Genomic DNA, 12,667 nt, shown 5'->3' with positions numbered 1-12,667 from the left:
AACTAGAAAGTCACGAATGGCACCCTTCCGGACCATCGCTGAAGTGTGGTCCTAGTACCCGACTCCCCGAGGGCCATGCACGACTTTGTCCTTTGTCAGTACCGGTACCTTTGGAACCATGCGACACGACCTCGGGCCGGCGTGAAACGGTTCCTGCGCCGGGCACTGCTGGTCATTCTGGCGCTCTGGTTGATCGTCACCGGCACCTCGCTGGGCTACAACGCATTCACCAGCGCGAATGCCGCACCACCACCCGGCCTGAAATTCGTCCAGGCTGCCGACATCGCCACGCGCTTCGACACCTGGGGTACGTCGGGCAGCCCGGTCGTGCTCGTTCACGGCGCGGCGGAATCGGTGGACACGTGGTCCAGGCTGGTGCCAATGCTGGCGCGGAACCACCGCGTCTACGCCTATGACATCACCGGCTACGGCTACAGCGAACGCAAAGGGCCGTACACGGTCGGACATCTGGCCGCCCAGCTCCTCGGCTTCCTCGACGCCATGCACCTCGGCGGATCCGGCCAGCCGAAACCCGTCCTGGTCGGACATTCCCTAGGCGCGGGCATCGCTGCCGAGGCGACGCTGGAACAGCCGGGCCGGATCGGCGGCCTGATGTTCCTCGACGGCGACGGACTGCCCTTCACCGGCGGCGGTTCGGGTCTGCGCCGCCTGATCGTGAACCCGTATCGCACCAGCGTGCTGAGGCTCGTCCTCAACTCGGACAGCCTGATCCGCAACCTCTACAACGATGCGTGCGCTCCCGACTGCCCGTCGCTCGACCAGGCCGGCGTCGACCAGTGGGTCCGCCCCTTCCGTCAACCCGGCGCGGAGGCGGCGATCTGGAGCATGACCTCGGCCGGCATCGCCGCGGTACCGGCCGATCGCCTGGCCAAACTTCGGGAGCTGACGGTGCCGACCTCGGTCGTGTTCGGCGAGCTCGACACCAGCGGCGGCAACGCGACCCAGACCGCGACCCGCATCGGCGCCCCACCCCCGACGATCATCCCGGGCGCCAAGCACCTCACGTTGATCTCGAACCCGGATGTGGTCGCGAAGGCGATCGACGCTCTCGCCCTCCGCGCCTCCTGATGTCGAGATCGGCCGCCGCGATCGAGAGAGTCCCACTCATCACGGGGATGTCGGGGGATTGGCAGGCGGGCAGGATGGGTGGTCCGGGAACGGTTCGCGGGGAACTGTCCGGCAGCTGTCGGCGTGCCCGGCTTGGCGAGCGAGGAGGGTCCGCATGTCCGAAGTACGCACCACCAAGTTGCCGTCCGGGACCGAGGTACCGGTGCTCGGTCAGGGCACCTGGGGCTACGCAGAGGATCGGCTGCTCCGACCAAGGGAGATCGCCACGCTCCGGCGAGGATTCGAGCTGGGGCTGACTCTCGTCGACACGGCCGAGATGTACGCCGACGGCCGCGCCGAGAAGCTCGTCGGTGAAGCCATCGCCGGCCACCGGGACGACGTGTTCCTGGTCAGCAAGGTGCTTCCGACGAACTCCACCCATGACGGCACGATCGCGGCTTGCGAAGGAAGTCTGCGGCGTCTCGGCACTGAGTGGTTGGACCTCTACCTGCTGCACTGGCGTGGACGGGTGCCGCTCGCGGAGACCGTCGGGGCGTTCCAGGAGCTCGTCGCCGCCGGGAAGATCCGCAGCTGGGGCGTGAGCAACTTCGACCCCAGGGACCTGGCCGAGCTCGCCACCGTGCCGGGTGGGGATGACGTCGCCACCGACCAGGTGCTCTACAACCTCACGTCCCGAGGCATCGAGTGGGACCTGCTTCCGGATTGCCGGCAACGCGGGATCCCCGTGATGGCGTACTCGCCGTTCGGCCGCGGAAGCCTGCTCCAGGACAACCTCCTCGCAGACATCGCCAAGCAGTACGACGTACGCCCGGCGCAGGTCGCCCTCGCCTGGGTGCTCCGGCAGGAAGGCATGATCGCGATCCCGCGCGCGGGCACTCCGGCGCACGTGGAGCAGAATCGTGCGGCGCTGGATCTCCACCTCTCCGAGGAGACCCTGGCGCAGCTGGATCGCGCCTTCCCACCACCCGGCGGACCGGTACCACTCGAGGTGCTCTGACCGAGAGTCACACCTCGCGCAGCAGCCCATCCCGTTCGACCTTGAGCCGGACCACGTTGCCCTCGACTGCCTCGATCTGGTCGGCCTCGACGTAGTAGTCCCGGTCGAGGAGTCCCTTGTCGTCGACCTTCAGGAATCCCTTCCGCAGCAACCGCTCGGCCAGCTCTCCCGGCACCTCGGGTTCGCCCGGCAGTTCCTGACCCGTCGTCGTGACCGCATCCGGATCGCCCAACTTGACCAGCTCGACCGGGCCGACCTCCTTGCCGTCGCGGTCGACTACCCGCATCTCTTCCCGAACCAGCTCGATCGGCAACTTGGCCATCGTCGTCCACCTCGCTATGCCCCGGACCGCCTTGGCCTCCTGGTTGTGGCCAACTGCCCGCACCGGGTCCTGGTGGTACCCCTCCCACTGCGTTACATGCCTACGACTTCCAGCCCGAATGATGAGACGATCATCCGCGCTGCCGCGGGAGCCGCGACCTGGGTGTTGTCGATGCGCAAGTAGTCGTGCTTGTCGATCAGGTCCTCGGCCTTGGTCCGCCGACCACCGCCGGTGTTGAGGACGAAGTTGCTGTCGAGCTCGACCAGATTGCGGTGGGACCACTCCAGGTCGCGCTTGCTCCGCTTCTGGTCGAGCCGGAAATCGGTCCCGTTCCGCGCGATGCGCTCGCGCTGATCCGCCGCCAGCTCAACCAACCGGGCCCGGCCACCGCGCGACTCGACGAGGTCGATGTACGACGCGACCACGTCGGTGTCCTCGGGGATGTCCAGACCCCACACATACGTGAAGACCAGGCCCGGGATGGCCGCGTCGGCCGCTTCGGTGATGATGCGCCGCCGGAACTCACCGACCACCCGCTCGAACTGCGGCGACCCGAACGGGAAGATGTCGAGCACTGGTTCGATCAGCACGTGGTTGTGAAAGAGCTTGAAGCCGGTCAGTTTGCACACCTCATGTCCCACCGTCATTTTCCCGACGGCGGCCGGCCCGAAGATGATCACCAGTTCCACCGCGTCATCATGGCAGGGCAGCTCGTAACACTCGACTGCTTTAGCCCTCGATCACCTGGAGTTGCGCGCGCAGCCAGCGGTAGCCGTAGGGCTTGAGTTCGATCTCGTCGCCCGGCGCGCAGTCCTCGTCCCCGAAGAGGTCGACGAGCTTCGCCCACGCATCCGATCGGGGCAGGACCTGACTCGCTGATCGATCACTCAGATTGTGTACGGCGATCACGGTGTTGCCGTTCCAGTCGCAGCGATGCGCGAACACGGGTCCCTCGGAACTGATCTGCTCGAAGGCTCCCCAGCCGAACTCCGGGCATTCCTTCCGCATCCGGATCAGTCGCTCCATCCAGTTCAACAGCGAGTCGGGTTCGCGGCGCTGCTCGGCCACGTTGGCGGAGTGGTCATCGGCCAGCGGGCGGCACAACCGCGCACCGTCGGGCGCTGTGGAGAACCCCGCATGCGGTTCGGGTGACCACTGCATCGGCGTACGGACGCTGTACCGGCCGGGGATGTCGAGGTTCTCCGTCATGCCGATCTCCTCGCCGTAGAACAGCGTCGGGGTGCCCGGCAGGGAGAACATCAGTGCGTAGGTGAGGCGGATCCGGTCCTGGTTCGAATCCAGCATGCTGGGAAGTCTGCGCCGAATGCCCCGATCATAGATCTGCATCCGCTCGTCCGGACCGAAGGCGGCGAACACTTCGCGGCGCTCGCCCGGGGTGAGCTTGTCCAGCGTCAGTTCATCGTGGTTGCGGACGAAGTTCGTCCACTGGCACTCCACCGGGATAGCGGGTTGCGTCGCCAGTGCGTGAGCCAGTGGTCCGGCGTCCTGCCGCGCCAGCGAGAGATAGATGTACTGGTTGATGCGGAAGTTGAAGATCATGGTGAGTTCGTCGTTGCCGTTGCCGAAGTACTGCCGGGTCTGTTCGGGCGGCAGGTTGACCTCGCCGAGGAGAACCGCGTCGCCGCGACGGCGTACCAGGAAGGCGCGGAGTTCGCGCAGCAGGGCGTGTGGGTCCTTGCCGTCGCTTCCTGGTCGGTTGGTCTCCTCGAGCAGGTACGGGACAGCGTCCAGGCGATATCCGGCCAGGCCCAGGGCGAGCCAGAACGCGCCGATCTTCGCGATCTCGTCGCGCACAGCGGAGTTGGCGGTGTTGAGGTCGGGCTGCTCGGCATAAAAGCGGTGGAGGTACCACTGTCGCGCCTGTGCGTCCCAATCCCAGCTCGTGTTCTCCTCGCCGGGGAAGATGAGATCGCTCAGATCCTCCTCGGGCTTGTGGTCCTCCCAGACGTAGTAGTCGTGGTACAGCGCGTCCCGGCCCTTGCGCGCCGACTGGAACCAGGGGTGCTGGTTCGAGGTGTGGTTCACCACCAGGTCGACGAGCACGCGGATGCCACGATCCTGCGCCGTCCGCAGCATCTCGACGAAATCGCCCAACGTGCCGAGCTTGGGATCGATGTTGTAGTAGTCGGTGATGTCGTAGCCGTCGTCACGCTGCGGAGACGGGAAGCAAGGCATCAGCCAGATACAGGTGACGCCGAGCCCGGCCAGATAGTCGATCCGTTCGGTCAGGCCGAGGATGTCTCCACAGCCGTCCGCGTCGGTGTCGAAGAAGGTCTCGATGTCGAGGCAGTAGATGATCGCGTTCTTCCACCACAGATCACTGGTGGCCCTGCGTTCGCCGGTCATTCGCGAAGTCCCGGCAGCACGTGCTCGCCGAACCACTCGACGAAATCGCGCTGCTGCTGGCCGACGTGGTGCACATAGATCTCGTCGAACCCGAGATCGGCGATGCCCCGTAGGCAGTCGAGGAAGCGCGCTGGATCGGAGGAGATCAGGACGCTTCCATGCATGTCCTCCGGGCGTACATGCTTGGCGGCCTGGTCGAACTCCTCAGCTGTAGGCACATCCCAGCTCAGCGGCGCCTCGAACACGTTGGTGCGCCACTGGTCGTAGGCGATCTGCAGCGCCTCGGCTTCGTCGGGTGCCCAGCTCAGGTGGATCTGCAGCGCCAGCGGCTTCCCGTCGCCCCCGTTCTCACGGAAGCCGTCGACGAGGCGCCGCAGGGTTTCCGGTGGTTGCCAGATCGTCACCAGCCCGTCCGCCCATTCACCGGCCCAGCGCGCGGTGGCCTCGCTGACAGCGGTGGCCAGCAACCGGGGTTGTTGCTCGGGAAGCGTCCACAGTTGCGCGCGGTCCAGCCGGACAAGCCCGTTGTGAGTGACCGAATCACCGGCCAGGAGGGCGCGAATCACGTCGACACATTCGCGGAGGCGTGCGTTGCGGACCGCCTTGTCCGGCCACGGGTCCCCGGTGATGTGCTCGTTCATGAACTCGCCACTACCCAGGGCGACCGAGAGCCGGCCGGGGAACATCTCGGCCAGCGTGGCGATGGCCTGCGCGACGATCGCCGGGTGATAGCGCTGACCAGGGGCGTTCACGACGCCGAAGGGCAGGGAGGTCGTCGCCATCGCCGCACCGAGCCAGGAGAACGCGAACCCCGACTGTCCCTGCCGTTGGCTCCACGGCGCGAAGTGATCGGACGACCAGGCTGCCTCGAAGCCCGCGGCCTCCGCGAGCCGGACGTCCGCGAGCAGCCGACTCGGCGCGATCTGCTCGTGTGAGGCATGCCAGCCGATGAGAGGCATCACTCCTCCGACGGAGGTCGGATTCTTGGACTGCGCCTGGGTTCCCACCGCGGCACCCTTCAAAACCCCGGCGAGGCTCATCGGCCTGGCCGCGGTCACTCCCGGCTATCACCGGAACCAGGGGTAACCGGGTTGTTGCCGCCTCCACCTATACCCCTGAACCAGGGACGCGCCGATGCCGGGTCGACGGCCAAGCTTGTTGCCGTCAGCCCGGGCGGCAAGACAGATCCCAGTAGAGGTTCCTCATGAGTGACCGTGACGACGATGTGCCGACCGTGGACGAGGTCCCGCCGGTCGCGATGGCGGTGAACTCCGTCGACGACCTGACGCGATTGCACGCCGACCCCGACGAGACCGAAGTGATCGTCGATGCCGCCGGGGATCTTCACCACGTCGCGGAGCCGGACGACGACTCGGCCTGAGCCTCTCAGACCTGGATCGGGTCAGGAAGGAGAGAACGGATGGGGAACGAGGCGGCGATGGACGCCGGGCGAGGGCCCGAGTCGGGTCTGCCGATCGTCGACGACTTCGACGAACTGGTAGCGCTGGTGGAGCGGAGGCCGGGCATGTATCTGCGCTACTCGGCGGGTCTCGCAGCGGATCTCGAGGCCGGCCACAGCCGCGATCACGAGGCTGAGGTCGAGCTTCCCGGCTGGTCGGTCACCACGATCAGCCCGGAACCGTGGTGGCCCCGGCCGGTCTCGGACTGGACCGCGCGGCGGATCTGCCAGTACGCACACCTGGCTGAGCAGCCCGAACGGTTCCCCTGGTTGTTGATCGGTCGCCTGGTCGGGCGAGGCCCTGACCACGAACCACTCGTCGTCGACATGGATCCCGTCATCCGGATCGGCGACCCGGCACTGGACACGGCGCTGAAGATCTACCACGAACGCTTCGACGTCGGCGATGACTCCCGCCGCGACTGATGCGCCATGGCAGCCATCACGCCGGCAGCTGCTCACCAACACCAAGGCCCGCGCCGTCGCCGAACAGATCATCAGCACGACTCGCGCCAAGGATCAGCGCCGGGCCAGGTGAGCGTGGGTCGCCCGGGGGGAGCTGATCAACTCCGTCACCTGGTAGCTCTCCAGAGCACCGCTCAGGTTGTCGAGGAGGCGCTCGCCACTGCCGGCGAGGAGGGGAACGATGACCAGGCTCAGCTCGAAGTGGAAGGTCGTCCCGCCCGCACCGTTGTCGCGGTCCTCCAGCGCCGCCGAACCCGGTGACCGGCCAAGGCCGATCCTGTCAGCGCCTACACGATCGCGTGGTTGGCACGGCCACTCGAGCGGAGGAGCATGACGAAGGTGACTACCTGGTTTCCTCGGCCGCGAATAGGTGACCCCAGCCCGGGGCGGACCAGGTCGTGGTTCTGGGTGGTGCTGGTGGGGCTGCTTGTCCTGAACTGGGTCCTCGCCTCCGTGGCGTTGTCCCCGGCGGCTCGAGCAGAGATTTCCTACACGTTCTTCCGCGAGCAGGTCCAGGCGAAGAACGTCGTGGAGATCACCTCGACCGGTGACACGATCGAAGGCCAGTTCCGGAATGCGGTGCGGTATCCGCCCGCAGACGCGAACGCTCGGCCGGTGCAGCGGTTCACCACGGAACGGCCGGCCTTCGCCGACGACCAGCTGATCCAGTTACTGCTCCAGAACGGGGTGAACGTCAACGCGCGGCCCGCGGACCGGGTGCCGTTCTGGCAGCAACTGCTCTACGGGTTCGGGCCGACGCTCCTGCTCGTGGGGCTGCTGGCGTGGTTCTACCGACGCAGCATGGCAGGCGGTCTCGGGGGACTGGGGGACATGGTTCGATCGCGGGCCAAGCTCTATCGGCCCGAGACAGGCCCGCATACGACGTTCGCCGACGTGGCCGGGATCGACGAGGTCGAGGCCGAGGTGCAGGAGATCGTCGACTTCCTCAAGGACCCGGAGCGGTACCGGCGTCTCGGCGCCACCATCCCCAAGGGTGTGCTGCTGACCGGACCGCCCGGGACCGGCAAGACCCTGCTGGCGCGTGCTGTCGCCGGGGAGGCGGGGGTGCCGTTCTTCTTCGTGTCGGCTTCCGAGTTCATCGAGATGATCGTCGGCGTTGGCGCGAGCCGGGTTCGCGACCTATTCGAGCAGGCCAAGAAGTCCGCTCCCGCGATCATCTTCATCGACGAACTGGATGCGATCGGCCGCGCCCGAGGAGGATCGGCCACCCTGGGCAGCCACGACGAGCGCGAGCAGACGCTGAACCAGATCCTCACCGAGATGGACGGCTTCAGCGGCACGGAGGGGATCGTAGTACTGGCCGCGACGAACCGACCCGAGATCCTGGATCCGGCGCTGTTGCGCCCCGGCCGGTTCGACCGGCGAATCACCGTCAACCCACCCGACCACGACGGGCGGCTGCAGATCCTGCGGGTCCACACCAGGAAGGTGCCGCTCGCCGGGGACGTCGACCTCGCAGAACTGGCCGCGGCCACGCCGGGCATGGTCGGAGCGGAACTTCGCAACCTCGTCAACGAGGCGGCGCTGCTGGCCGCTCGCCGTAATCACGGCCAGGTGACCAGGTCGGACTTCACCGACGCGCTGGAGAAGATCATCCTCGGGACCGCCCGGAAGATCACCATGTCGCCGGACGACAGGCTGCGCACGGCGTACCACGAATCCGGGCATGCGTTGATCGGCATGCTGACCGTGGGTGCCGATCCGGTGCGGAAGGTGTCGATCATTCCCCGCGGGAAGGCTCTGGGCGTCACGTTCCAGACCCCAAGCGAGGACCGGTACGGCTATCTGTCGACCTACCTGCGGGGGCGGATCGCGGGCGCGCTCGGCGGCCGGGCGGCGGAGGATCTCGTCTTCGGCGACATCAGCACCGGCGCGGAGTCCGACCTCGAGCAAGCCACCTCGATCGCCCGGCAGATGGTCGGCCGCTGGGGGATGTCCGAGGCGATCGGTCCTGTGTCCGTGCTGCCACGCCCCGATGAGGAGCAAGGGTTCGCGCTCGACGGCCAAGGCCCTGGCCCGGACACACGATCGCTGATCGACCGGGAAGTGCGCCGCCTCATGGACGAGTGCGACGCGGAGGCACGGAAGACCCTGCAAGACCACCGGCTCAACCTGGACCGCCTCGCCCAGACCTTGCTGGAACGCGAAACCCTCGACGCCGACGAAGCCTACGAGGCCGCCGGCATCCGGCGGAAGTCCGAGACGACCTCCGACACCCCAGCCCGAACCGGCTGACCCAGGCAACCCGGCGTCGAGATGCTCGGGTTCTCCCCGGAGGCCGTCGCAGTCGCAGTACGGCGAGCTGTGACGGGCGCGACCCAGTGGCGGGATCATCCCTGGGAGTTCGTGCACGACGTACGGCGTGAGGCGGCCCTGCAGATGGCGCTCGACGAGGTGCTGGCCGAGGAGGTCGGCTCGGGGGAGCGGGCCCCCACGCTGCGGGTGTGGGAGTGGGCGTCGAACGCGGTCATCATCGGCAGCTTCCAGTCGCTCGCCAACGAGGTGGATCTGGACGGCGCCGCCAAGCACGACGTCACCGTGGTACGCCGGATCAGCGGCGGGGGAGCGATGTTCGTCGAGCCGGGAAACACCATCACGTACTCGCTCTACGTGCCCGAGTCGCTGGTCTCCGGGCTGTCCTTCATCGAGTCCTACGCGTTCCTCGACGACTGGGTGATCGGCGCTCTGAACGACCTCGGGATCGCCGCGACGTACCAGCCGATCAACGACATCACCTCGCCGGCCGGCAAGATCGCCGGCGCCGCGCAGAAGCGGTTCGCCGGCGGCGCAGTACTGCATCACGTGACGATGGCCTACGACCTGGACGCCGCGAAGATGCTCGGAGTACTGCGAATCGGCCGCGAGAAGCTCTCGGACAAGGGCACCACCAGCGCCAGCAAGCGGGTGGATCCTTTGCGCAGCCAGACCGGGCTCGAGCGTGCGGCGGTGATCGACCGAATGGTCGGCTCGTTCGCCAACCGCTACGGCCTCACCGACGGAACCATCGACGAGGCCACGGTCACGGCAGCCGGCGAACGCGTCGCCACCAAGTTCGGCACCAACGAATGGCTCACCCGAGTCCCCTGACCGGCGTCAGCTTCGCCAGACGGGTGCGACGTTCTTGCGGTAGCCGCGACCGAAGACACCGCTGATGATCATCAGCACCGGAGCAGGGATCGTGCCGGTGATCGCGGCGAGTTCGTCCGGTTTGGCGCCGTCGGTGACCCATGCGAAGAACCGACCGCCGCGGGCCGGGCTGACCTGTCCGAACTTCCGGCCCATCGCCTTGATCTCCGCTGTGTCCTTCTTCGCCAGGTAGACAGGCTCGATCTCAGCCTCCTCGTGGTCGAGGTGCTGCACGGTCACGGCCTGCAATTCCTGCACGGCGGCCCAGGCTGCCGCGGCCTCGTCGGCGCCGGCGGTGCTCCGGAGAGCACCGATCGCCGAGCGGGCCGCAGCGAGGGCTGCCGCCATCTTGTCGTGCTCGGCGTCCAGCTGGGTCAGCAGATCCCGGCTCACACCGACAGCCTCGAGCGCCGGCCACGCGGTCTCGTGCTCGCCCTCGTGATGGAAGACCAGCTGGTCGTCGAAGTTGGCCCAAGCAGTGGCCAGCTGCTCGGCGCGCTTGGTGTCCCCGGCTGGAAAGGTGCCCAACGCATCGATGAAACGCTGCAGATCCCGCCGGAAGGCCGCGTGGATCGCCTTGTTCATGCTCATCTCAGCCATGAACGCGAGTGTAAGGCCATTCTTGTCGGTTCTTCAGGCCGGCAGACAGTCACATTGGCCGCTGCCCGAGCTCGGTCTCGATCGACGATCAGAATCGCGGCGGCGGCATCCCCGGCGGCCGGCTGAGGAACACAGCGCGCGCCTCGTCCAGCCAGTCCTCCAGAGAGCGGGGCTGCCGGCCCGTCGCCTTCTGCACGCTATCGCTGACCGTGTCCATGGTGCCGTGGCGGATCCACTCGAAGAGTTCCATCCGTCCGTCGACCTCCCACGGGGACAAGCCGCCGTCGCGAAGAGCGGAGCGTGCGGCATCCGGTTCGAGGTCGGCGTACTCGACGGTCCGAGCGAAAACAGTCGAGATCCTGTCGGCGACCTCGGCGAAGCCCAGCGCTTCGGGTCCGGTGAGGACCAGCACGTCCCCGTCGTCGGCCGCGGTGCCACCGGTGAGAATCGCGGCCGCGACGTCGGCCACGTCGCGCGCGGCCACCATCGCGACCCGTGCATCACCAGCAGGAAAGGGAAGTGAAGCCTCGTCACGGACGGCGTCTGCCGACGACGCCAGCTCGTCCATGTACAGGTTCGGTGCGAGGTAGGAAACCGGCAGACCGGTGCGGTCCAGGTGGGCCGCGATCTGCCGATGGCTCCGCATGAAGCGGACCTCACAGTCGGGGTCCTGGAAGCCGTCGTAGGCCACCTTCAGGACGCGCGGCTGGTGGCCGGCGGCAACCAAGGCGTCGACGAAGATGACCTCCAGCTCGGCCTGCGCCTCGATATCAGGACTGAGCAGGAAGACCTGGTCGAACTCCTGCAGCACTTCCGACGGCGGAGGGCCGTCCAGAGTGCCGACGAGAGGCTGGATCCGTGGCGGCAGGTCGACGGCCTTGGCCTCGGTCCGGACCATCGCGGTCGCGGGCGCCCCTGCGTCGTCCAGGTTCTCGAGCAAGCGGTACCCCACCCTGCCGGTGGCACCGGTCACGAGGATCACAGCTCTGCCTTGTCCACGCGGTCGACTCTAGGCCGGCCCGGGCGCGGGGTCGTCCCGCATCCAGGTGGTTGTGGGCGGAAGAGACGCGAGCTCAGCGGCGGTGCGGGGGATGCCAGCCGCGATGATTGTAGGGGCCGCCGAACATGGCGATCCAGAACAGCACCCACAGGATCCACGGCGCCGCCAGCGAGACGGTGGCGATGACCATGCCGACCGACAGCAGCGGCAGCAGGAAGAGGAGCGGCGGCAGGGCCCCACGGAACCTCTGCGGACCGGGCGGGCCGCCCGCCGACCACACCCGCTGCCCGTGCTGCGAGGGCTCGGCGGCCGGCAGATCGACGAACAGCGGCTTCAGGTCGACGTCGTAGCGTGCTCGGGTGGCCTGGTTACTGCGCTCCTCGAACTCGTCCTGCGTCAACCGCCCAGCCACGAAGTGATCACTGAGCGCGGCCACGGCCTGGTCGCGCTCGGCGTCGCCGATCCGGATCGGGCCGGTCTCGGCTGGAAGGTGCTGGCTCATGACCGGTCCCGATCGTCGTCGGCGAGGATGGTGTACAGCGTGCGCCGCAGCTCCGCCAGGGCCTTGCGGGCTCGGACCTGCTGGTCGGGTGTGCCAGTGGCGATGACCTGCCACAAAGCCGTCGCGACCTGTCCCAGCAGCGGTTTCAACCCGTTCTCGTCGTCCCCGGCCGGAGCCGTCATCGCCTCCCAGGGAGCCGACACCTCGTCGGCGTGCTCGGCGACATAGGTGCGGCCCTCGTCGGTGAGTGTGAAGGTGCGGCGCCCGACCTCGGCGTCCGCCGTGACCAGACCCTCGTCCTCCAACTGCTGAAGCGTCGGGTAGATCGAACCCGGGCTGGGCTTCCACATCCCGCCGCTGCGCTCGGAGATCTCCTGGATGATCTGGTAGCCGTTCATCGGCTGCTCTGCCAGTACTGCGAGGATCGCGGCGCGCACGTCGCCGCGGCGTGCCTTGGGCCCGCGCCAGCCCCGCGGTCCGGGCGAACCCCAGGGCGGAGCGAACAGCGGGCCGCCGAACAGGCCCCACTGTGAGCCGAACGGATGCTGGCCGCCGTGGCCGTGACCGCGCCGACCGGTCATGGTGGCGGCCCATTCGTTCTTGATGTCGTCAACGAGTGAGCAGTGCTGTGCGATCTGCTGCCAGGGCCACCCGGCTGCGTAGGTCGATCCGGTCATCCCGACCACCGTTCCCTCACGGAGAGCTTTAGCGATACGTCG

General features: G+C 67.5%; 14 protein-coding genes. 6 read left to right on the top strand and 8 right to left on the bottom strand.

The genetic code is table 11. The features are described 5' to 3' along the window. The first annotated feature begins 141 nt into the window (after positions 1-141). Together ABD210_RS09380 and ABD210_RS09375 are read left to right on the top strand one after the other, a co-directional pair. A complete protein-coding gene (locus tag ABD210_RS09380) occupies positions 142-1,089 on the top strand; it encodes an alpha/beta fold hydrolase (protein WP_344110583.1) in 948 nt (315 codons plus the stop codon). Positions 1,090-1,243: 154 nt separating this feature from the next. Next, positions 1,244-2,086 carry an aldo/keto reductase gene (locus ABD210_RS09375; protein ID WP_344110582.1) on the top strand — a complete coding sequence of 281 codons (843 nt, stop codon included), beginning with the start codon at positions 1,244-1,246 and terminating at the stop codon, positions 2,084-2,086. A 7-nt stretch (positions 2,087-2,093) separates the two neighbouring features. On the opposite strand, the gene ABD210_RS09370 is transcribed toward ABD210_RS09375, so the two are convergent. The 4 genes from ABD210_RS09370 to ABD210_RS09355 all read right to left on the bottom strand — a co-directional run bounded on the left by ABD210_RS09370 (position 2,094) and on the right by ABD210_RS09355 (position 5,734). Further along, positions 2,094-2,408 carry a PDZ domain-containing protein gene (locus tag ABD210_RS09370; RefSeq protein WP_344110581.1) on the bottom strand — a complete coding sequence of 105 codons (315 nt, stop codon included), beginning with the start codon at positions 2,406-2,408 and terminating at the stop codon, positions 2,094-2,096. Between the two features lie 92 nt (positions 2,409-2,500). Beyond that, complete coding sequence (locus tag ABD210_RS09365) at positions 2,501-3,097, bottom strand: hypothetical protein (RefSeq protein ID WP_344110580.1); 597 nt, start codon at positions 3,095-3,097, stop codon at positions 2,501-2,503. 40 nt (positions 3,098-3,137) lie between these two features. Next, positions 3,138-4,775, bottom strand: a complete 1,638-nt coding sequence (locus ABD210_RS09360) for an alpha-amylase family protein (RefSeq protein ID WP_344110579.1) — start codon at positions 4,773-4,775, stop codon at positions 3,138-3,140. After that, positions 4,772-5,734 (bottom strand): TIGR03885 family FMN-dependent LLM class oxidoreductase, encoded by a 963-nt coding sequence (locus tag ABD210_RS09355; RefSeq protein ID WP_344110578.1) that lies wholly within the window; start codon positions 5,732-5,734, stop codon positions 4,772-4,774. The genes ABD210_RS09360 and ABD210_RS09355 overlap by 4 nt, the downstream gene beginning before the upstream one ends. 245 nt (positions 5,735-5,979) lie before the next feature. On the opposite strand from ABD210_RS09355, the gene ABD210_RS09350 reads away from it, so the two are divergent. From ABD210_RS09350 to ABD210_RS09335, 4 genes are all read left to right on the top strand, one after another. Next, positions 5,980-6,156, top strand: coding sequence for a hypothetical protein (locus tag ABD210_RS09350; RefSeq protein ID WP_344110577.1), 177 nt, complete (start codon positions 5,980-5,982; stop codon positions 6,154-6,156). Between the two features lie 39 nt (positions 6,157-6,195). Then, positions 6,196-6,660, top strand: coding sequence for a DUF6098 family protein (locus tag ABD210_RS09345; RefSeq protein ID WP_344110576.1), 465 nt, complete (start codon positions 6,196-6,198; stop codon positions 6,658-6,660). A 369-nt stretch (positions 6,661-7,029) separates the two neighbouring features. Further along, positions 7,030-8,955 carry an ATP-dependent zinc metalloprotease FtsH gene (gene ftsH / locus ABD210_RS09340; RefSeq protein WP_344110575.1) on the top strand — a complete coding sequence of 642 codons (1,926 nt, stop codon included), beginning with the start codon at positions 7,030-7,032 and terminating at the stop codon, positions 8,953-8,955. 21 nt (positions 8,956-8,976) lie between these two features. Beyond that, positions 8,977-9,807, top strand: a complete 831-nt coding sequence (locus ABD210_RS09335; RefSeq protein ID WP_344110574.1) for a lipoate--protein ligase family protein — start codon at positions 8,977-8,979, stop codon at positions 9,805-9,807. 6 nt (positions 9,808-9,813) lie between these two features. Here ABD210_RS09335 and ABD210_RS09330 read toward each other — a convergent pair whose 3' ends face one another. The 4 genes from ABD210_RS09330 to ABD210_RS09315 all read right to left on the bottom strand — a co-directional run bounded on the left by ABD210_RS09330 (position 9,814) and on the right by ABD210_RS09315 (position 12,625). Then, the gene (locus ABD210_RS09330) at positions 9,814-10,446 is read right to left on the bottom strand and encodes a hemerythrin domain-containing protein (RefSeq protein WP_344110573.1); all 633 of its coding nucleotides are present in this window, start codon (positions 10,444-10,446) and stop codon (positions 9,814-9,816) included. Between the two features lie 88 nt (positions 10,447-10,534). Next, complete coding sequence (locus ABD210_RS09325) at positions 10,535-11,428, bottom strand: NmrA family NAD(P)-binding protein (protein ID WP_344110572.1); 894 nt, start codon at positions 11,426-11,428, stop codon at positions 10,535-10,537. 91 nt (positions 11,429-11,519) lie between these two features. Continuing rightward, on the bottom strand, positions 11,520-11,948 hold the full coding sequence (locus ABD210_RS09320; RefSeq protein WP_344110571.1) for a DUF1707 SHOCT-like domain-containing protein: 429 nt from the start codon (positions 11,946-11,948) through the stop codon (positions 11,520-11,522). Then, positions 11,945-12,625: a PadR family transcriptional regulator gene (locus tag ABD210_RS09315; RefSeq protein ID WP_344110570.1), complete on the bottom strand. Its 681-nt coding sequence runs from the start codon at positions 12,623-12,625 to the stop codon at positions 11,945-11,947. The genes ABD210_RS09320 and ABD210_RS09315 overlap by 4 nt, the downstream gene beginning before the upstream one ends. Between the last annotated feature and the right edge of the window lie 42 nt (positions 12,626-12,667).

The organism is Kribbella alba (genome assembly GCF_039529635.1).
In the GTDB taxonomy this organism is placed as follows: Bacteria; Actinomycetota; Actinomycetes; order Propionibacteriales; family Kribbellaceae; genus Kribbella; species Kribbella alba.
The sequence above is the reverse complement of the archived record's forward strand: the minus strand, read 5'-3'. Positions and strand labels throughout refer to the sequence as shown.